We start from the raw sequence: 20053 nt of genomic DNA on the forward strand, positions 1-20053 counted from the left end.
GATTGGGCTTAATCATCGTAGTAGTCGTCTTCACTGACGAACTTGCCTTTCGAGCTATCGTAAATGGCACCGATATCGTGCACGGCATCGTAACGGAAAGTACTGTCGTGATCCCCGTCGTCGTAAGTCTTGATTTCATAGACATCGGGGTGGGGCTCGCTGACCTTATAGGTGTAATCGTCGCTGTCGAAATCAAACTCGTCACTTAAGGTGTCGACCCCGGTCTGGAGTTGTGAGGACAGGTCGTCGTAATCATCGGTATCGTTATCGTCGCCGATGGTATCGTCGGTAATATCGGCGTCGTCGCCGTAGTCGCTAGCATTAGTCGTGGCTTTAGCGGCTTTAGATTTGACGTTTAACGTGACCTCTGCTTTCGGATCCTTGATCAGGGTGACCGTCTTTTTAGTGGACTGGGTCGCCCCGGTCAATTTAAAGGTATATTGTCCCGGGAACAGTGGGCCAACGGTGTGGCTGTAATGAGCCGATTTGGCGGTAATCAACGCCGTCTTGTTGGCCATGATGGTAGCGTTGGCTTCATTGGTGTGGACCTTCGGGTACATCGGGGTGACCTGGATCTTATAAACGGGCAAGATTCCTAAGGTATGACCGGACGTTACCACTTCAAAGGCGCCATCCCGGGTTTTTCCGGACTGTTTTAAATCTTGTTTCATGGTTGCTATGTAGTGGGGATGTTGCTTGGTGTAGTCCAAAAAGGGCTGCACGGATTGACTGGTGATCTTGAGACTGGGGTCGCTACTGACCAGTGACTTCGCCAAGTCGGCATTTTGCCCCTTGACGATGGTCTGGGCTAACGCGTCGATTTGCGAGGACTTGCCCGCTTGTCGGTGGTAAAAGCCCACCCCCATAAAGATAACGATGGCTAAGACGACCACGAACACACCCGACAAAATCCACGTGGCCTTGCGGGAATGGTGGGCCTTCGAGGACCCCGATGGTTGGCGAGACCGCGAGCTGTTGGTCGTGAGGTCGGTCGCTTGCGAGAGGTCATACCCACAATTTTCACAGAAACGGTTGCCGGGTGCGACGGGGTGATGACAGTTAGGACAGGTTTTCATAGAATTACTCCTTTCACGTCCCCCAATAGTTGCCAGCTTCTGGACGGAAAAAAGGGCCCAGGTGCGTGGCGCTAAGCTGGGCAACTAACTGAGACTATAAAAAATCTTATAGTGCCATTATACGCCACCTGAAACGCATGAACAGGTTAAATTTGTGGGGTCCTAAACAAAAAGGTCCCAACCCAAACGGGCTAGGGACCTTAAGGTGACACAATTTGTCATGTTGGCTGGTTTTAGGCTGAGTGGCGTTGCTTGATCCAGTAAACGGGAATCCCAATGGCGACGATTAACAGCGACAGTAGGACGCCGGGGAAATCGGAGCCAATCTCACTCACAATCACGAACAATGCGCCCAAGATGGCGATTAACGGGATGACCGGGTAACCGGGCGTCGAGAAGGGGCGCTTGGTAGCGGGATTACGGCGGCGCAATAGGAAGACACCGACGAAAGCCGCCACGTAGAAACAGTAGACTGTAAAAATACATAAATCGGATAACCGGTCTGGATTGAAGAAGAGAATCATGATGCTGGCGTAAATCAAGATGGCTGTGGTGGCGACTAACGGTTCATGGGTTCGCTGGTGCAAATAGGCGAGTTGGTGCGAAAACGGCAATTGTTGCCGGCGGGCCATGGCGTATACGATTCGGGGGAACGTCATGATTTTACCGTTCAAGCACCCGACCATCGACACGATGATGCCGATGTTCAACAGCCGCCCGCCGATGGTTCCGAAGGCGCTTTGGGCGAAGTAGACGGTGGTCTGTTGGCCTAAGTGGTGGATGGTCGCGGCGGGGATGAAGTGCAAGATGCCGTAACTAACCAGCGTGTAGGCAATCAGAACTAGCGAAATCCCTAAAATAATGGCTTGCGGTAAGAGTTTCTGCGGGTTCTTGATCTCACCGCCGAGGTTCGCAACCAGAATCCAGCCATCGTACGCAAACAACGTGGCTAAGATGGCGACCCCGAAGTTTCCGGTCGAGTGGCTGACCGTGGCGATGGATTGACTAAAGGCGTTCTGGTCGCCATAGAAGAGTCCGAAAATAATAATGGCAACAATAGGGAGTAATTTTCCTAGCGTGGTGACGATTTGAAAGACCGCTCCCCAGCGGTTATCCAGCATGTTGAGTGCGCCGATGATGATAATGACGCCAATGGCTAGGGGAGCCTGCCAGGCAGCATTTAAATGGAAAAAACCAACCAATAAGATGCTGAGGTAGGCGGCAATCGACGCAATGATGGCGGGCCCATAAACGGCGATTTGCATCCATCCGGATAAAAATCCCCAGAATTTACCGTAGAGAGCCTCCATATAGGCGTACAGCCCCCCGGTTTGGGGAATTTGAGCGCCGACTTCGGCGATGGTCAACCCCGCGGTCAACGTGATCACGCCCCCCAGGAACCACGCCAACAAGGCCATCCCCGTAGAGCCCGCACTATCCAGGACTGAGGATTGCTTAAAGAAGATTCCTGAGCCAATGACAGTACCGACGACCAGTGAGAGGGCCGACCAGAACCCCAAGGAGCGGTTCAGGGCGGTAGTTGTTTTTGTTTCCTGCATATAAAAGCCTCGCTTCCAGATGAATTTCTCATTAAAATTTAATTCTATTAGGATAGCAAATTCCGCGACGAAGTGCAATCAAAACTTTTGTACCGCGGTGAGTCTCGCTAGTCACCGAACAGATGATGGGCCGAGGGTTTTAATCGCTATCCCATTAAGTATCCCGCAGATTAACGACTAAATCCAGTTTAAGGGCGGGGACTAAAGCCAACTTTGAGTGTCAGTCATTAACTTTCTTGGTAACGCTTTAATTGAAAAGCGCGCGGGAGCAATCTTGCGGGCGAAAGTCGGCGGTAAATAGAGAAAGTTGAAATTAAAACGCCTTCTTTTTCAATTACCCCACTTTTATGAGGATTAGCTGTTGACGCTGATTGGGGGTGGTGGTATGTTAGAACTCGTCTGTTTTTTAGGGCCAGGTTTGCTGCAGACCGCCGAGCAGGCACCAATTATTTAATAGGGGGACTTGGTTTCTCGGAAAGAAGGCGTATGATGCGCAACTACAAAGCACAAACTATCATTTTGGTTTTATTATCATTTATTTTAGGCAATAACGAATTCTTAGTGATGGGGATTTTGTCGAATATCTCGGCAACGTACCAGGTTTCAATCGCCAACGTGGGGTTACTGGTCACCGCTTACGGGATTATTTACGCGATTAGTACGCCGATTATTACATCGTTGATTGGCCATTTCAACCGGTACCGGGCTTTGATTGGGTTAACCCTTATTTTTATTTTCGGAAATACGCTGAGCGGATTGGCATCGACTTACCCGATCTTGATTCTGTCGCGGGTGATTTCGGCTTCGGTCGCTGGGGCCATCATCTCGTTGTCGATGACTTTTTCTACCGTCATTGCACCGAAGGCGAAGCAGGGCTTCGTGGTCTCCTGGATCTTCTCTGGTTTCAGCATTGCGTCAGTGATTGGGGTGCCACTGAGTACCGCAATCAGTTCGGTCTTCGACTGGCACGTGACCTTCCTGCTGGTTTCGGGGCTGGGGTTAGTGACACTGGCTTTATTAATGGTGTCACTACCGCGGGATTTCCAAGGCAAGAGCAGTGCCTTAAGCAACCAGTTTGACTTGCTGAAGGATTCGCGGATTTCGTTTGGGGTCTTGTTACCCTTCTTAGCCATGTCCGCGATTTACGTGACCTACACGTACCTCCAACCAATGTACGGCACTCTGGGCTTTTCGGCGCACAGCTTAAGCCTGTTTTTGGTTGTCTTCGGCATCACGTCGTTGGTCAGCAATCAGCTGTCCGGCCGTATCTCGGACCACGGCGGGTTAAAGCTCATGCCCAAGGTTTATCTGGTTGAAATTCTGATTTTCTTGGTTTTGCCATTCTTTACGCAAAACAAGTATTTGGGTATCATCAACTTGTTGCTGGTCGGTGTGGTGATGTACTTGATCAATTCGCCGATTCAGATTCACTTTCTTAACACGGCAAACGACGACTACCCGCAAGCCATTACCTTAGCGTCGTCGCTCAACCCCGTCTTCTCTAACCTAGGTATCTCGTTGGGTTCCGCAGTCGGGTCGATCATCGTGGGCCACTTCGGTCTATCGATGATTGGGTTTGGCAGTTCGCTCTTTGCGGTGGGGGCGCTACTGATCAGCCGTCAATTGAATAAAATCATTGCTGCTAAGGCCTAGATAAGCTAGCAGTACGTTGACCCCATCAGATTGGCCATTAGAGCTAATCCGATGGGGTTTTATGTTGTCCTCAATTGTGTGAAGATTGGCGACTAGTTTGACAGGAGAGCTTGCTTAATCCCGCTGAATGGCTTAAGTCGTTTTGAGGTGTTCGGCCCAAAAGCCGTCTGCCTTGCACCCAACCCCGGTTAGCGCGAAAATTGACCCCGTAAGTTACAAGAAAAGGGGAATTGAGATGTCACAACCAAAATTGCCGCAAGCTATTCAGGTCCGGGGCGCCCGGGTCAATAACTTGAAGGACCTCGACGTGGACATTCCGTTGCACCGCTTCGTGGCCATCACCGGTCGCAGTGGGTCCGGCAAGTCATCGCTGGCCATGGGTGTGCTGTACGCCGAGGGGGCCCGGCGCTATTTGAACGCGCTGTCGACCTTCACGCGGCGGCGTATCAATCAAGTGGGTAAGGCCGCCGTGGATTCGGTGGAGTATCTGCCCTCCGCGTTGGCCTTGAAACAACGACCAGCCGTCCCGGGCGTGCGCTCGACCGTGGGGACCATGTCCGAAAGCTTGAACATCTTGCGGTTGGTCTTTTCACGGTTGGGGTCCATGGTGTGTCCTAATGGGCACCGGATGGCACCGACCTTAGACGTGGCCGGCAACATGGGTCACGTGACCTGTCCGGTCTGTGGGGTGCAGTTCACGGCGCCCGGTGCCGAGGACTTCGCCTTTAATTCCGGCGGGGCTTGCCCGACCTGTGGGGGCCTGGGTCAGGTGCGGCAATTGGATCCGGACCTGTTGATTGCGGACGAGAATCAGACGCTAGAAGAGGGCGCCGTGGCGTCGTGGCACTTGCCGGGACGGAACTTTATGCCTATCGTGGCCAACGCTATCGGTATCCCCATCGACGTGCCCTATAAGGATTTGAGCCCCGAGATGAAAGACATGGTGCTCCACGGCAAACGCCAGCAGGTGGCTATTAACATCCCCAGCAGCAAGGGCAAAATCTTTCACATGGATAACGCGGTCTACGAAAATGCCTTTGCGGCGGTCGAAGACAGTGTGAAGACCACCAAAAACGAACGAACCATCGCGAAACTCAACAAGTTTTACACCTTTTCGACCTGCCCGACCTGTCACGGGACCCGGCTCAAACCGGAACTGTTGACGCAACTGTTGAACGGTAAGAATATCGCCGAACTCTGCGACTTACCGGTCAGTGATTTGGCAGCGTTTATCCCAACTATCGTGGATTGGTTACCGGCCAAGATGCACCAGATGGGCCAATCGCTAGTGACCGAATTAAAGGACAGTCTGCAACCCATGTTCGATTTGGGCCTGGACTACCTGACGCTCAGCCGGCCGGGGGCCACGTTGTCGACCGGCGAACTCCAACGTATCCAGCTGGGCCGCACGTTGCGTAGTGCGACGACCGGGGTGTTGTACGTTCTCGACGAACCGTCCGTGGGGTTACATCCGGCTAACGTAACTGGGTTAATCAAGACTTTCCGTGGGTTGGTGGCGCAGGGCAACTCCGTGGTGGTCGTCGACCATGACCCGCGGATCATTGCGGCCGCCGATAGCGTCTTAGAGATTGGCCCAGGTGCCGGTAAATTGGGCGGGGCCGTGGTCGACCAGGGGACCGTGGCCCAAGTCGCCCATAGTCCACACTCATTGATTGCGCCGTTCTTAACGGGCCAAGCCACCTTACGGCAACGGCCTCAACTGCCAGCCAAAACGTTGTGGCAAAAGGGCGCGCTGAGTTTAGAGGTGCAGCACCGCTTCAACATTGATGATATTAAGGTCAAAATTCCCAAGAACCGCCTGACCACGGTCACGGGGATGAGTGGCGCGGGAAAGACCACCTTGATTTTAGATAGCCTGATCCCAGCCATTCGCGCACAGGTCGCCAAGACCCCGTTGCCCAAGCACGTGACCCAGCTGGACCGCAATGGTGTTCGACACGTGGTGGTGGTCGATTCCGTTCCGGTCGGCAAAAACGTCCGCTCGACAGTAGCGACCTACACGGATATCCTGACCCGGTTGCGGAAACTATTTGCGGCTACGCCCGCGGCCCAAAAATTGGGCTACACTGCCAGTCGTTTTTCCTATAACGTGGCGGCGGGGGCCTGCCCGGTCTGCAACGGAACCGGTCAAATCTCACTAGACGTGCAGTATTTGCCGGACATCACGGAAGTTTGCCCGCAGTGTCACGGCAAGCGCTATAACGATGCAACACTCGCCGTGACCTGGCACGGGTACAGCATCGCCGATATTTTAGCCCTGTCCGTGGACGAAGCGTTACCGGTCTTTAAAGCGGAATCCGCCATCGAACAAACGCTCAGTATCTTGCACGACATGGGCTTAGGCTACCTGCTGTTAGGCGAAAGCACGCCACTGTTATCCGGTGGGGAAGCCCAACGCTTGAAACTCACATCGCGCTTAGGTAAGCGACAAACGGGTACGTTGTTCGTCTTCGATGAACCCACTGTGGGATTGCATCCGTTGGATATCCAACAGTTGATCCACGTCTTTGACCGCCTGCTGGAGCAGGGGGCCACGGTGCTGGCCATCGAACACGACTTGGAGCTCATCGCTAACGCCGATTACGTCCTTGATATGGGACCTGGCGGTGGCCGCTTGGGGGGCCAATTGGTCGCAACGGGCACGCCACAAGCCGTCAGTGATAACGAGCAAAGTGTCACCGGCCGTTATTTGAAACAGGCGTTAACGCAGACCAAAATGGACTGATTTGGCCTAAAGGGGGCGGAAGTGTCAATCCTAGACACTGTCATTAAAACTTAAGCGTCAAGTGAATGAAGCGTGTTCCAACTACATAAAGCGTAGCTGGGACACGCTTCTTAAGTAATGGGCTAGGGGTCCTTAGTGAACTGGTAAGCTGTTAATTTCAACAAGATCCCCCCGCGCAACCGGTTGGGGTGGGCCTAAGCCGGCACTACACGGTAAAATCTGATTTGGGTCAGGTTAGGAAGCGTGGTAAACTAAATGTAGGTTTTCTAGGCCCCGTGGTTGACGAGCTACCATAAAATGGTAGCGCTTCCTGAACTGTTGGACTGGAATCCCATCAATGGCTCAACTGCCAGATGAATGCTTAGTCATTTACCCGGTGGCATGGGACATTGATTAAGCTGAGGAGGGTTATCGAAGTGGCAGAAAAAAAGTGGTTTCAAGACGCCGTCGTGTATCAGATTTATCCGATGAGTTTTCAGGACAGTAATCACGACGGCATTGGTGATTTGAACGGTATTGTCCAGCGGCTCCCGTATTTACAGAAATTAGGGGTCGACGTGCTGTGGTTGAACCCGATTTACAAGTCCCCAAACAAGGATAACGGGTACGACATCGCGGACTATAAGGCGTTGAATCCGGTTTACGGTACGATGGCCGACTTTGACCATTTGTTGGCGGAGACCCACCGGCACGGCATGAAACTCTTGATGGACTTGGTCGTTAACCACACCTCCGATCAAAACGCGTGGTTCCAAGCCAGCCAGCAATCGCGGACTAATCCCTACGCCGATTATTACATCTGGCGCGATCCGGTCGACGGGCACGAACCGAACAACTGGCAAGCGGCCTTTGGGGGTCCAGCCTGGACCTTCGTTCCGGCGCGGGGGCAGTATTACTTACACCTCTTTGCCCCGGCTCAACCCGATTTGAACTGGGAAAATCCCAAGGTGCGTGAAAGCGTCTGGGACATCATGCGCTTCTGGTTGGATAAAGGGGTCAACGGCTTTCGGATGGACGTCATCAATTACATCTCCAAACCAGCGGGCTTGCCCGATGCGCCCGATGGTGGGACGGCCGGTGCCGTGGGGGACTTAGTCGCCGACGGCCCGAAACTAAACGACTACTTACACGAAATGAACGACAAGGTCCTGTCCCATTATGACGTGATGACGGTGGGCGAGATGCCCGGGTCCAAGCCAGAAGACGCCATTCAATACACGGGGTTGGACAGCCACGAGTTGAACATGGTCTTCCAGTTCGAACACGTGTCGCTAAGTCCCAACCCAGATACCCGTTTAGGCAAGTGGAACGATCAACCGGTCAAGCTGACGGAACTCAAGCACTCCTTGAGTCGCTGGCAGACCGAACTGGACGGCAAGGGCTGGAATAGTCTGTACTGGAACAACCACGACCAACCGCGCGCCGTGTCCCGCTTTGGCGATGACCGACCGGAATACCGGGCCTTGTCCGCCAAGGCGTTAGGAACGGCGTTGCACATGCTGCAGGGGACCCCGTACGTGTTCGAAGGCGAGGAACTGGGGATGACCAACGTCCACTACACCCAATTGAGCGACTACGAGGACTTGGAATCAATCAACTTCTACCATGAGTTCGTGGACCAAAAGCACCTCGTCGATGGCCCGACCATGTTGAAGTATTTGGCCAACATTTCGCGGGACAACGCCCGGACGCCGATGCAGTGGAGTGCCGAGAAGCACGCCGGGTTTACGGATGCGACGCCGTGGTTTGCGCTGAACCCCAACTATAAGCAGATTAACGTCGACGCCGAATTGGCCGACCAGGATTCGGTCTATTACTACTACCAGCAGTTGATCAAGTTGCGCCACGAAAATGCCATTATCCTCTACGGGACTTACGAGGAAATCGACCCGCAAGACGATCAGGTCATGACGTACCGGCGTCATTATCAGGGCCAAACGTTACTGGTCATGGTCAACTTTACGGACCAGACCGTGACACGCGACTACCAGCAAGCCAAAGCGGACCGCTTACTCATCAGCAACTATGCCGATGACCAGGGGACCACGTTGCGGCCGTACGAAAGCAAGGTCTACTTGTTACAAGATTAAGGTGTCTTGGACTGAAAGGCTGGTGGGTGGGAGCTTAGTTTCCATTTACTTCAATCACGAAAAGTTTAAAGGGCCCCACCGGCAAGCGCGCTGGTGGGGCCCTTTAGAAGGTCTAAAAAGACGTTAGAGTTCTTTAGAAACGGTGTAACGTTTGGAAGATTCATTTTCGGTGATTTGGTTACCCAGTTTTTGGTCCGCCAAGAAGATGTCAAAGGACGGCTCGCCCTGGGGACTCTTGACCACGAGCACGTGGCCCGATTGGGCGTGCCGGGCCCGGTAGATTTGGGCCGTTTGCACGGCTTCGTTGTAATCATGAAAGTTACCAATTGAGTTTCCTGGATTGAAAAATACAACTTCATCCATCATCATCATTCCTTTCAGAATTAGATTCTAAGGTCATTATACCGCACTCGTTATGAAAACGATATCACTTTACAGTTGGGAATCCATGGCAAACGAAAGCGCCGATTGTTCGGCGTTGGCCTGGACCAACGCCCCAATGTGGGCCTGCAAAGCCGTAGCGAAGCTAGCTGCGGTCGCCACGTTGAACTCGCCGAGGGTCGTTGGGGTGCTAGGTGTTAGGTCATCACCCGCTTGGACCCGTTGAATTCCGCGTTGCTGGCTGGCCTGCAAGAAATGGTCAATGAGCCCGCGATTCTGGTGGTAGTGGGCTTCACTTAAGACCTCGACCAGCTTAGCTTGCCAGTACGGGTTGGTGGCGCTGTAGGTTGGATTAGCCGCGGCGTAAGTGGGCGCCAACTGGTCGCCGGCCGCAAAGAACGGCACGTAGGGCGTAAACGCCGGGTTCCCGAAGCCCTGCCACACGATGCCAGCGCGTAAGGGTGGGACGTTGCGGCGGAGTTGTAAGATGTGGCTGTTCTGGGTTCGCGCCAAGCCAATCGCCCGGTAAGCGGTCCGTTCGGTAGCCGTCCCGTGGCCTAGCGGATCGTAAGGGGTGCCGTTGTAGTGGGAACCTAAGATCGTGGCCACGTCATCGAGACCGATTTTACGTTCGGCGTGTTGGATAAAGGGCAACGTCATATCGGTCGGATTCTCAAAGGCGCTGGGCGTCAAAATTTTATGACCGTACCAGACCCGTGGCGTGTTGTAATGGGCGTCTTGCTCGCTGTGGGTGCCGAAGATGTGCCGGGAATTGAACCCCCCACCGTCTGGATTCAAGCGGTGGCTTTGGACGAACTGGCGCAGATTTGGTGAGGTCAAGAAGTTGGGGCTATCGAAGTCGACTTCTTCGATAGCCAGTTGGTTGGCGACCACGGCGTAAGCGTCGTCCGGGATGCGTTGAGCGACCCAGTGATGACCACTGACGATTTCCATGTACCAGACTTCGTCGAGGTCACTGAAGAGCACCCCGTTGGTCTCGGCGGCGCCTTGGGTGTGCACCAGGTGGCCTAGCCGTTGAATGCCAGCTTGGGCGGAGTCGATATAAGGCAGAATCACCGTTAGCATGGCATCTTCGGCGATACCGTTAGGGACCAACGGATCGACACCCAGCACGCGACTGTTAGTGTAGGCACTCTCGGTGGCGCTCATGGCGACTTGGTGGGCGTTGATGCCACTTTCGCCGTAATCGCCGGCACTCGAGTCGCTGTCGGGCACCGCCGTGTACTGGGCGGCGGCTTGCGGCAGGGAGGTCGTGAACTGATTGTTTTTCGAGACGAAGTGGGTGGTGCCACTCGTGCTGGCGGGATGACTGACGGCTTGTTTCGGCCAGATGGCCACCGCATTGTCTTCGTTACGGGCGATGAGTGGGCTGCCATCCAGGGTGGCTAACTTGCCGACTAAAACTGAGGTGCAGGCTTGATGGGGTAAACGGGTCACAAAAATTCCTCCTTGAAAGGGTGCGATTAACCGTCCCATTAGGTGTGGGGCGTGAAAGTGACCTTAATATAGCACATTTTGCGCGGCCACGTTGGAATGGGACAATCAGTTTTAATAAAAAAACTGGGGGAAGTTTGCTAAAATGGAAGAGAATAGGAAGGGATGGTTGGTAACATGGCAGCAGAAATTGAGTCACATCAACACAGCTTGGCCCGCGAATTGGAATGTGTCTCCGGAGTGCCCATCTTTCAACAACTCGCACACAACCAGATGATTTCGGTCGCCGAAGTCACCCGTGCCATCCACGCCCAAAAGGGTCAGATCGTCTTCCGGCCGGATGCGGTCTCCCAGACGTTGTATATCGTGAATACTGGCCAGGTCCGGCTGTACCACCTGGCCGATGACGGCAAGGAACGGGTCTTGCGGGTGCTGAATCCCGGCGACTTCATCGGGGAGATTGCGCTGTTTACCGACGAAATCCACAGCGATTACGCCGAAGCCACCCAGACCACGGAACTTTGCACGATTTCGCGAACTGACTTGACTCAACTGGTTCGGCGATTGCCGACGTTAGCGTTGGCGCTCTTGAACGCGTTGGCGCAACGCTTGAAGACCGCCGAACATCAAGCCACCTTATTGGCGATTCCTGATGCTTTGCCGCGGTTAGCGGGGTACCTGTTAGACTTGAGTCAGAGTCAAGCGACTACGGTGACTTTACCCATGAGTAAGCAGGACTTAGCCGCGTATTTGGGGATGACGCCGGAGTCGTTGAGTCGCAAGTTGAAACAACTGGTCACGCTGGGGGCGATTACCACGCATGGTCGGCGTGAGATTACGATTGTGACGCTCGCCAAATTACAAGCCGTAGCGCCACAGTGACTTAATCTTTGCGCTCCGGTTAAGAATCTTAAATAGCATGGTATTCCCAAATTAAATTTGCTAAAATGATGGGTGTTGTGTTTCAATAGAGGCTTAGAGTAAAAACGCAGATTAAATTAAAAGGGGATACGCACATGTGTGGATTCGTTGGTTATGTGAACCAGAAGGATGTTCCCGCTAATACCATCAACGATATGGCGGATCGCATCAAGCACCGGGGACCGGATGACGAGGCCTATTTCAGCGATGACCAAGCTGTGATGGGATTCCGGCGGCTGTCAATCATTGACTTAGCCCACGGAAAGCAACCGATGTACAACCGGGACCAAACTAAAGTTTTGACCTTTAACGGTGAAATCTATAACTACCAAGAGATTCGGGCTGACTTACAAAAGCTAGGGTACGAATTCCAAACGGATGTGGATTCCGAAGTTTTGATTCACGGCTACGACGCCTGGGGACCAAAATTGTTGGACCGGTTACGGGGGATGTACGCCTTCGTCATCTACGATAAAACAAATAATGAAGTGTTCGGGGCCAGAGACCACTTTGGCATCAAGCCATTGTACTACTATGATGATGGCGAGACCTTCCTGTGGGGTTCCGAAATCAAGGCGTTCTTGGAACACCCGAACTTTAAAAAAGAATTTAATGAAGAACTCTTGCCGATTCACTTGAGCTTTGAGTTCATTCCGTCGCGCGACACCATGTTCAAGCACGTGTACAAGGTCTTACCGGGCCAGTACTTCCTGCACAAGGCGGGCAAGACCGAAACGCATCGCTACTTCAAGTACAGCTACGACCACATCGACAACAGTCAGACGGTCGAAGGTGACGCCAAGAAGATTCGCCAGATTGTCGACGAATCCGTCAAGGCCCACATGATTGCTGACGTGGAAGTCGGCAGTTTCTTGTCCAGTGGGATTGATTCTTCTTATGTCTTGAACGAAGCGGCCAAGTTAAAGCCGATTCAATCCTTCTCCTTGGGCTTCAAGAATTCCAAGTACAGTGAATTGAGCTGGTCCACGGAATTTGCTAAGGAAATCAAGCAAAAGAACACGCCACTTTACATGACCGGTGACGACTACTTCGATATTTTACCGACCATCATGTACTACATGGACGAACCGTTGTCCAACCCATCGGCGATGCAACTGTACTACCTATCTAAGGGCACGCGCAAGAGCGTGAAGGTTGCCTTGTCCGGGGAAGGGGCCGACGAGTTCTTCGGTGGCTATAACACTTATCTGGAAGCCATCCCGTTCGAACGCTACCAGAAGTGGGTACCCAAGCCGATTCGTAAGGGCTTAGGCGCGATTGCCGATAAGTTGCCACGGTTCCATGGCCGGCGGTTCTTGGTCCGTGGGGCCGAACCGTTGAGTGAACGGTACTACCGGGTCAACTACGTGTTCGACTACCATGACCGCAATAAGATCTTAAAGAACCCAGCCTTGAATCAAGATGCCGGGGCTTACACCCAACACCTCTTCGATGACGTGAAGGGCTTAGACGAAATGACGCAGATGCAGTACTTTGACATCAATACTTGGTTGCCGTACGACATCTTGCACAAGGCAGACCGGATGAGCATGGCCAACTCCCTAGAAGTGCGGACGCCGTTAGTCGACAAGGAAGTCGCCAAGTTTGCGGCCACCATGCCGGTCAAGACGCGGATCCATGCAGATGAGACTAAGGTCTCGTTGCGGACCGCGGCGGAAGCCGAACTGCCGGAACGGGTCGCGAAGAAGGAAAAGATGGGCTTCCCATCCCCAATCGCCACCTGGATCAAGGAAGAACCTTACAAGTCCCGGATTATCGAGGCGTTCAACTCGGATGTGGCCCACAAGTTCTTCAATACGGACGCGTTGATGGATATCTTGCACGAACATATCAATGGAAAATCCAGTATGCAAAAGATTTTCACCATCTACACCTTTATCTTGTGGTACGAAGTTTACTTCCCTGAAAATACCACGGCCAAGACGGTTGACCTGGTTCACCGGACGCAAATTTAAGACCAGTCGGCTAATTTAGTCGGCACCACCGATCAAGGTTGCTATTGGATTCGTCCGTTAACAACCTTGATTCTGTTTACGATTAAAAATAAATATTTTTGTTGACCCCAGCCTAATGGGGCGAGGTGGGGGAATTCCGGCTTCGCCCCCACGGCTAAGCCCATTGGTCAAAGCTGACCGGGGGTTTAGCCGTGAGTCAGCCCCTGCGGCGAATTAGGCGGGCGCGGTCAACGACATTTTGCAGTTGTGAAGGGACTTTTTGAGTTATGGAAACGAATGGAGCAAAATTCACCCCGGTTTTGCTGGGGAGCGATTTTAACGTTTATGGGATGGCCCGGTCGTTTTACGACCTGTACCACGAACCCGTGCAGGCTTTTGCCAGCATCCAATTGGCGCCGACCCGCTACACCAAGATTGTGAATCTAGAACTCATCCCGGGCTTCGATGAGGACCCAGTCTGGATTGAGACCATGCGGAAGCTGAAGGAACGTTACGCCAACCACCCGGAACCCGTCATTTTGATTGGGTGCGGGGATGGCTACGCTGAATTGATCAGTAAGCACAAGGCCGAACTAGAAGACGTCTTTATCTGTCCGTACGTGGATTACGATTTATTGCGGCAACTGAATAATAAGGAAAGCTTCTACAAGGTCTGTGACAAGTACGGTTTGCCGTACCCGCACACCCGCATCATCACCAAGGCGGAAGCCACGGGCGATGCGCCCATTGAACAACCCTTTGGTTACCCGGTCGCGTTGAAACCGGCCAACAGTGTTGAGTGGTTGGACGTGCACTTCGAGGGCCGTAAGAAGGCCTTTCGAATCCAATCCGAAGCCGAATTCAAAGATATCGTGCATAAAATTTATACCAACGGGTACACGTCCGATTTGATCTTACAGGACTTCATCCCCGGCGATGACAGCAATATGCGGGTGGTCAACGCCTACGTCGACCAGGACCACCATGTCAAAATGATGTGCCTGGGGCACCCGTTATTGGAAGATTGTGCACCGTCCGCTATCGGAAATTATGTGGCTATCATCCCTGAATACAACGAGACGATTTACCACGACATCCAGAATTTCTTGGAAGCTATCGACTTTACCGGCTACGCCAACTTTGACATGAAGTATGACGTGCGCGACCACTCGTTCAAGTTATTTGAAATCAATTTGCGTCAGGGTCGGAGTAGTTTCTTCGTCACCCTCAACGGCTATAATCTGGCCGATTGGGTGGTCAAAGACTACGTCAAGCACAGTTTGAAGGACGCGCCTACGGTCTACGGTAACCAAGACGAACAGCAACACGCCTTGTGGTTGGGGGTTCCCGTTAAGGTTTTTAAGCGCTATACTCGAGAAAACGCAGATAAAGAGCGCGCCTTGAAGTTGATCGCGGCGGGGCAATACGGCACCACCTACCGGTACCAACCGGACTTGAGCTTGAAACGACGGTTGTTGATCAAGTGGATGGAACACAACTATACGGTGAACTTTAAGAAGTACTTTGCGGAAAATAAGGGGTAAGAATAATGAGAAAATTCTTTACGATTATTGGCGGCATGGGCACGATGGCGACCGAAAGTTACATTCACCAGTTGAATTTGCGCACCCCGGCGCACGCCGACCAAGACTATTTGAACTATATTTTGGTCAATCACGCCACGGTACCGGACCGGACGGCCTACATCTTAGACCACACCCAGGCAAGTCCGTTGCCTGGCTTGTTGGAAGATATCCAGCAACAGAGCCAGTTGAAGCCGGAATTTTTCACCTTGCCGTGCAACACGGCCCACTATTTCTTTGATGACTTACAGGCCGCTACGGAGATCCCCATCCTGCACATGCCGCGCGAAACCGTTAAGGAGATTCAGCGCAAGTACCCGGAAGCTAAGCGTATCGGCATTACCGGGACACGGGGGACCATCACGGATAAAATCTACGAACACGAGATTACCAACGCGGGATTGACGCCGGTGTTACCGACCGAGACCATCGAAGCCCAGACCATGCGCCTGATCTACGACAACATCAAGGCTCATAACGTGGTCGATGCGCGCTTGTTCCACACCATCATTCAAGAAATGATTCAGGAACAAAAGGCCGACGTGGTGATTCTGGGGTGTACCGAATTATCACTGGCCCAAGAACGGGAACCGGAAACGACTTACCCGGTCGCCGACAGTCAGTCGATTTTAGTCGACCGGACGTTGGAAAAGGCCTTAGCTTTAAAGCCCGAAAAAGCTTAAGTGACCAAAAATTAAAACGGATTGTTCCAGCCAAAACTGGCTGGAACAATCCGCTTTTTGTTTAACTGAAAGATTAGACTATCGAAAGTTACTTGAAAGCCAGCATCAAGCCTAGCCCGGCAGTAATCAACCCGACGATGCCCATCACGAAGTAGACCAGGTGCGTCTGGTCGCGTTCCATTTTGCGTCCGAAACTGATTTCGATGAGGGCAATCGTGGCGATTCCCAGGGCAAACTTGAAACTGACCAGTAACGGGGCGTGCCCGAAGGTCCGAATGCTTAGGACGACGCCACTAATGATCATGACCAAATAGGCGCACCGGGCCAAGAGGAGAAATTGAATGACCCGTTTTTCAGCGTGACGAGTCAATCCCAACAACACCGCTAAGGTCAAGACAATCCAAGTCCAAAAATGGACGGCTAACCACATCTAATCGCTTCCTTCCCCCAAACTCGGTTAACTTTAGCCTACCATATTCTGGGGGCCGTGGGCGCTTAATTTAGCCGTTAATAAGGTTAATTTAATCTGTGCCCTTTAAATGGGGACAGATGTAGTCACCTGGGGGAGAAAAATCCGTGGGGGTTAGCGGGTTTCGTCTTGCTGGTGGTCTCGCTTCAGTAAGGTGAGCAGTTGTTGGTCACGTTGAGCGACAATAGCTTGCCCACGGTCACCGGTCCAATCGAATAGGCCCTGTCCCGTCTTGAGCCCCAATTGGTGGGCCGCTACTTGGCGTGCCAGAGTAGGATCGGCATCGGTTTCGTTTGCCAAATCGGCATAGAGGTAACGGCTGATGTTGTTGAAGACGTCTAACCCACTGAGGTCGGCACTGGCAAGGGGACCGACTAGACTCCAGCGGCGTCCCAGACTGTATTTGACGATGTCGTCGACGGCACTAGGCGTGGCGATACCTTCCTGAACGATATGTAGAGCTTCTCGCAAGACGGCCAGTTGGATACGATTGCCCACGAAGCCTAGCGACTCTTTTTTGAGGGGAACGGCGTGTTTCCCGATAGCAGTCATTAGTGCCACCGTGGTCGTGACCGTGGCGGGAGCGGTCTGCTCACCTGGCACGACTTCAACTAACGGCATCAATTGGGCCGGGTTCCAGAAGTGGGCGACGACGAAGCGGTCGGGATGGGTTAAGACCCGTTGGATGGCGGACGGACTGAGGCCGGAAGTGTTGGTGGCTAACAGGGTGTCTTGGGGCACGACTTGTTCGACGTGTTGCCAGACTTGGCGTTTGACAGCGAGATCCTCAACTACGGATTCAATCACGAAGTCAGCAGTGTGTAGGGCCTGCTGGTAATCGGTCGTGAGATGAATCCGCGCTAAGATGATGGCCGGGTCGTCTGTAAGTAAGTCGTTTTCCTGGAAGGTCTTCAGGTCATTTTTGATCAGCTGTAACCCGTGGTCTAATGCCTCTTGGCTGGTATCTAGCAAATTCACGGTGTAACCGTGTAAGGCAAACTGCAGAGCAGTCGCGTGGCCCATGGTACCGGCGCCGATATTGCCGATGGTTTTGAAACGTTGAAGTGAAGTCATTGAAAAAATCTCCTTTGTAGCGGGTGAGAGGGTCTAAAACTCGCGCAACCTATCAACTGGTTGCCGAAAGTAGTCGGTGATGGTTAGCGCTTTCAAGAATTAGCATACCAAGCTCAGTTTAGAAATGCAATGCGTGAAGAGATGCACAAATGGGCTTTAAAAAAGGCCCGCGGCAATCGCCGCGGGCCCTTAATCGTTGTGAGTATTAGAAAGTGAGGTTAGCTGCTTGCGTCCAGTATGGTTTGCCGTTTAAGATGAGCCGGTACCAAGTGGTCCCATCACTTGCCTTGTAGCCTTTCTTGTTGACCGTGACTTGGGTGTCAGCGGCATAGCTACCGGTGTGGCCCATGGTTTTGGACAAGTAAGTCGAGTTCAGCACGTGGTTGTACAACGGGGCGTTAGTGGCCGTGTTCAACGTCGCCTTCCCACTGGCGTCACTGTAAGTGACCTTCGGGAAGTTCAAGACCTTACGGTAGACCCAGTACTTGTGAGTCGAATTCTTAGCGAAACGGATTCGGTACCAGGTACCGCTCCAGCCGCCGCGTTTTACGCCACGACTGTCGACGTAGACTTTGGTGCCACGGTGGTCACTACTCAGGTTGCCCCAACCGATCCGCCGGGAATTACTGGTTCCCTTGACGTGAGTGTAGACCGTCCAGTTGGTGTAGTTGTTCGCCAACGTCGCCGTTTCGTTGTTGCCCCCATGATTGTAGGTGACGGTCTTCTTTTGCGCGGTAACGTGCGGGGTGCTGGTCGTGGTGTTAGAATCAGCCGTCGTGACCGTGCCCCCGAGGTTGGCGTACTGCGTGTTGACCAAAGCGACAAAGTTCGTCATGGTGTAGGTCGTCCCGAAGTATTTCTTAGCGTTCGTCGACCAGTACCCATCCGGGGTCGGTATGGGTGGTGCCACCTAGGCGCGTTGAAACGTCGTGGTGGGACAGGACCGTGGTGTAACGTTTCGGAGTTAACCCGTATTGCTTCAAGATGTAGGCCGTGTAGTAGGCGGCGTTGTTCAATTCGGAAGCGAAGGCACTCTTGGAGTGGACTTCAACTTGTTCGAACTGGACGTAACGCTCGTTTCCCATGGGACCAGAGCCCCACGCTAAGTACTTGGTGTTCGCGATGTTGATGATGTGACTGGCATCGACGAACGTGTGCACGAAGGCGTTTTGATAGTTACGCTTCATGTAGGAAATTTCATTATAGATGGTCGAATCTGGGTTAGCCGTTTCGTGGACCACGACCCCCTCAGGGTGGCCATTCCGATAGCTTAACTTGGGAAATTCGGACCAGATACTACTGGTGATCTTGGGCGTCGAATAATCTTGACGCGCAATGTAATCGTTGATGCTGTTGGCGCTGGCGGATGTCGTGGCCCCTAACCACAATCCGAAACAACCAGCGACGAGGGCGGTACCTCGAACCACCCAATGTTGCCATGTCTTCATTTTCACATTCTCCTCCTATAAGTGGCTCATCCTCAATTTCTTCGTACTGCAACAAGTTGATTATAACGTATCTGTGTGAACTTGGGTATAAATTATTTTTAAGCTGTCATACTTAATTGTTCGCAAATCAACCGTATTTTAACGACTAAGGCGGCTATAATGGGGTTATCTAACGACTTTTTGCCGAATAAGGCGTAAATAATAATTAAAGTTCGGCTTTTATCTTTTGTTGCAAAAAGCTTACAATTAGATTGCAGGTCAAGCTGAGACATTATGACTTGCGGTCTGCTAATAAGATGGGTATAATGATATTTTGTATGATGAGATGAAAGGGGCGATCAGTGATGGCTGAAGCAGCTGATAACACTGGTAAGACGGAACTTAAGGTTGGCAATTACATTGCGGCCAAGAAGTTTGGGCCGTTAGAACATGATTTTACGGGTGAAATTACCAAAGTGTATGATAATTCAGTCCTCGTTGAAATCCGTCAGTACGATCCCGCCGATAAAACGGCGGTCGGTGACATGAACAACCGCGCCGTAGTGCGGAAGTCGGTCGCTAAATTGACGACAGCTCCAGAGAACTAAACATCATAAAAATAGATATTTTGAATTTTTTTGCAAAAAGTAATGACAACTCACAAATGGTATGATATACTCATTTGTGTTGTGCGGGTGTAGTTTAGTGGTAAAATTCAAGCTTCCCAAGCTTGCGTCGCGGGTCCGATTCCCGTCACCCGCTTTCGAAGGAGGCGGCCAGTGGCCGTCTTTATTATTATTCGAAAGTTTAGGCGTTAGAATAGTAGGTTAGCTCATGTGATTAAGCGAGTCCGGGAGGGTGAAAGCCGGATTGACAAACTAGCCGAACGGACTAACCAAGTTCAAGACAGAAACTGATCATTTAAGTGGACCGTGAACGGTCAATTAGAGTGGTACCGCGGGCTAAACTCGTCTCTTACAA

16 protein-coding genes and 1 tRNA gene are annotated in these 20053 nt (G+C 52.3%); 9 read left to right on the forward strand and 8 right to left on the reverse strand.

Annotation, left to right across the window (positions count from 1 at the left end):
• Positions 1-8: 8 nt before the first annotated feature.
• Together H3M12_RS07745 and H3M12_RS07750 are read right to left on the reverse strand one after the other, a co-directional pair.
• Entirely contained in the window at positions 9-1076 is a 1068-nt protein-coding gene (locus H3M12_RS07745) for a TcaA second domain-containing protein (RefSeq protein ID WP_182150594.1), read from the reverse strand.
• A 233-nt stretch (positions 1077-1309) separates the two neighbouring features.
• On the reverse strand, positions 1310-2635 hold the full coding sequence (locus H3M12_RS07750) for an APC family permease (protein ID WP_129033376.1): 1326 nt from the start codon (positions 2633-2635) through the stop codon (positions 1310-1312).
• Between the two features lie 489 nt (positions 2636-3124).
• On the opposite strand from H3M12_RS07750, the gene H3M12_RS07755 reads away from it, so the two are divergent.
• The 3 genes from H3M12_RS07755 to H3M12_RS07765 all read left to right on the forward strand — a co-directional run bounded on the left by H3M12_RS07755 (position 3125) and on the right by H3M12_RS07765 (position 9124).
• The gene (locus H3M12_RS07755; RefSeq protein WP_129033377.1) at positions 3125-4288 is read left to right on the forward strand and encodes an MFS transporter; all 1164 of its coding nucleotides are present in this window, start codon (positions 3125-3127) and stop codon (positions 4286-4288) included.
• Positions 4289-4523: 235 nt separating this feature from the next.
• Positions 4524-7034 (forward strand): excinuclease ABC subunit UvrA, encoded by a 2511-nt coding sequence (locus H3M12_RS07760; protein WP_182150595.1) that lies wholly within the window; start codon positions 4524-4526, stop codon positions 7032-7034.
• Between the two features lie 467 nt (positions 7035-7501).
• Positions 7502-9124: a glycoside hydrolase family 13 protein gene (locus H3M12_RS07765; RefSeq protein WP_233449236.1), complete on the forward strand. Its 1623-nt coding sequence runs from the start codon at positions 7502-7504 to the stop codon at positions 9122-9124.
• A gap of 123 nt (positions 9125-9247) precedes the next feature.
• Here the strand turns inward: H3M12_RS07765 and H3M12_RS07770 are convergent, their stop codons facing one another.
• Both H3M12_RS07770 and H3M12_RS07775 read right to left on the reverse strand, forming a co-directional pair.
• Positions 9248-9487 (reverse strand): hypothetical protein, encoded by a 240-nt coding sequence (locus H3M12_RS07770; RefSeq protein ID WP_129031735.1) that lies wholly within the window; start codon positions 9485-9487, stop codon positions 9248-9250.
• A 69-nt stretch (positions 9488-9556) separates the two neighbouring features.
• Complete coding sequence (locus H3M12_RS07775) at positions 9557-10963, reverse strand: C69 family dipeptidase (RefSeq protein WP_182150596.1); 1407 nt, start codon at positions 10961-10963, stop codon at positions 9557-9559.
• Positions 10964-11137: 174 nt separating this feature from the next.
• Here H3M12_RS07775 and H3M12_RS07780 point away from each other — a divergent pair, with 174 nt between their 5' ends.
• From H3M12_RS07780 to H3M12_RS07795, 4 genes are all read left to right on the forward strand, one after another.
• Positions 11138-11842 (forward strand): Crp/Fnr family transcriptional regulator, encoded by a 705-nt coding sequence (locus tag H3M12_RS07780; protein ID WP_129031736.1) that lies wholly within the window; start codon positions 11138-11140, stop codon positions 11840-11842.
• A gap of 134 nt (positions 11843-11976) precedes the next feature.
• Entirely contained in the window at positions 11977-13857 is a 1881-nt protein-coding gene (gene asnB / locus H3M12_RS07785) for an asparagine synthase (glutamine-hydrolyzing) (protein WP_129031737.1), read from the forward strand.
• 266 nt (positions 13858-14123) lie between these two features.
• Positions 14124-15380, forward strand: a complete 1257-nt coding sequence (locus tag H3M12_RS07790) for a carboxylate--amine ligase (RefSeq protein WP_129031738.1) — start codon at positions 14124-14126, stop codon at positions 15378-15380.
• Between the two features lie 5 nt (positions 15381-15385).
• A complete protein-coding gene (locus H3M12_RS07795) occupies positions 15386-16102 on the forward strand; it encodes an aspartate/glutamate racemase family protein (RefSeq protein WP_129031739.1) in 717 nt (238 codons plus the stop codon).
• A gap of 88 nt (positions 16103-16190) precedes the next feature.
• Here H3M12_RS07795 and H3M12_RS07800 read toward each other — a convergent pair whose 3' ends face one another.
• From H3M12_RS07800 to H3M12_RS12915, 4 genes are all read right to left on the reverse strand, one after another.
• Entirely contained in the window at positions 16191-16532 is a 342-nt protein-coding gene (locus H3M12_RS07800; protein ID WP_129031740.1) for a DUF1516 family protein, read from the reverse strand.
• A gap of 153 nt (positions 16533-16685) precedes the next feature.
• On the reverse strand, positions 16686-17645 hold the full coding sequence (locus H3M12_RS07805) for a 3-hydroxyacyl-CoA dehydrogenase family protein (RefSeq protein WP_129031741.1): 960 nt from the start codon (positions 17643-17645) through the stop codon (positions 16686-16688).
• Positions 17646-17850: 205 nt separating this feature from the next.
• A complete protein-coding gene (locus H3M12_RS12910) occupies positions 17851-18555 on the reverse strand; it encodes a hypothetical protein (protein WP_233449162.1) in 705 nt (234 codons plus the stop codon).
• Entirely contained in the window at positions 18506-19093 is a 588-nt protein-coding gene (locus tag H3M12_RS12915) for a peptidoglycan recognition protein family protein (RefSeq protein WP_233449163.1), read from the reverse strand. Before H3M12_RS12915 ends, H3M12_RS12910 begins: the two co-directional genes overlap by 50 nt.
• Positions 19094-19437: 344 nt before the next feature.
• On the opposite strand from H3M12_RS12915, the gene H3M12_RS07815 reads away from it, so the two are divergent.
• Both H3M12_RS07815 and H3M12_RS07820 read left to right on the forward strand, forming a co-directional pair.
• Entirely contained in the window at positions 19438-19680 is a 243-nt protein-coding gene (locus H3M12_RS07815) for a DUF2187 domain-containing protein (protein WP_129031743.1), read from the forward strand.
• Positions 19681-19763: 83 nt separating this feature from the next.
• Positions 19764-19834, forward strand: a tRNA-Gly gene (locus tag H3M12_RS07820).
• Positions 19835-20053: the final 219 nt, after the last annotated feature.

The sequence above is a fragment of the Levilactobacillus suantsaii genome (assembly GCF_014069315.1).
Classification (GTDB): Bacteria; Bacillota; Bacilli; order Lactobacillales; family Lactobacillaceae; genus Levilactobacillus; species Levilactobacillus suantsaii.

What these genes read in the sequence shown, in the direction of transcription:
- H3M12_RS07745 (WP_182150594.1), bottom strand. Translation starts at nt 1,076, where the DNA reads ATGAAAACCTGTCCTAACTGTCATCACCCCGTCGCACCCGGCAACCGT.
- H3M12_RS07750 (WP_129033376.1), bottom strand. Translation starts at nt 2,635, where the DNA reads ATGCAGGAAACAAAAACAACTACCGCCCTGAACCGCTCCTTGGGGTTC.
- H3M12_RS07755 (WP_129033377.1), top strand. Translation starts at nt 3,125, where the DNA reads ATGCGCAACTACAAAGCACAAACTATCATTTTGGTTTTATTATCATTT.
- H3M12_RS07760 (WP_182150595.1), top strand. Translation starts at nt 4,524, where the DNA reads ATGTCACAACCAAAATTGCCGCAAGCTATTCAGGTCCGGGGCGCCCGG.
- H3M12_RS07765 (WP_233449236.1), top strand. Translation starts at nt 7,502, where the DNA reads ATGAGTTTTCAGGACAGTAATCACGACGGCATTGGTGATTTGAACGGT.
- H3M12_RS07770 (WP_129031735.1), bottom strand. Translation starts at nt 9,487, where the DNA reads ATGGATGAAGTTGTATTTTTCAATCCAGGAAACTCAATTGGTAACTTT.
- H3M12_RS07780 (WP_129031736.1), top strand. Translation starts at nt 11,138, where the DNA reads ATGGCAGCAGAAATTGAGTCACATCAACACAGCTTGGCCCGCGAATTG.
- asnB (WP_129031737.1), top strand. Translation starts at nt 11,977, where the DNA reads ATGTGTGGATTCGTTGGTTATGTGAACCAGAAGGATGTTCCCGCTAAT.
- H3M12_RS07790 (WP_129031738.1), top strand. Translation starts at nt 14,124, where the DNA reads ATGGAAACGAATGGAGCAAAATTCACCCCGGTTTTGCTGGGGAGCGAT.
- H3M12_RS07795 (WP_129031739.1), top strand. Translation starts at nt 15,386, where the DNA reads ATGAGAAAATTCTTTACGATTATTGGCGGCATGGGCACGATGGCGACC.
- H3M12_RS07800 (WP_129031740.1), bottom strand. Translation starts at nt 16,532, where the DNA reads ATGTGGTTAGCCGTCCATTTTTGGACTTGGATTGTCTTGACCTTAGCG.
- H3M12_RS07805 (WP_129031741.1), bottom strand. Translation starts at nt 17,645, where the DNA reads ATGACTTCACTTCAACGTTTCAAAACCATCGGCAATATCGGCGCCGGT.
- H3M12_RS12915 (WP_233449163.1), bottom strand. Translation starts at nt 19,093, where the DNA reads ATGAAGACATGGCAACATTGGGTGGTTCGAGGTACCGCCCTCGTCGCT.
- H3M12_RS07815 (WP_129031743.1), top strand. Translation starts at nt 19,438, where the DNA reads ATGGCTGAAGCAGCTGATAACACTGGTAAGACGGAACTTAAGGTTGGC.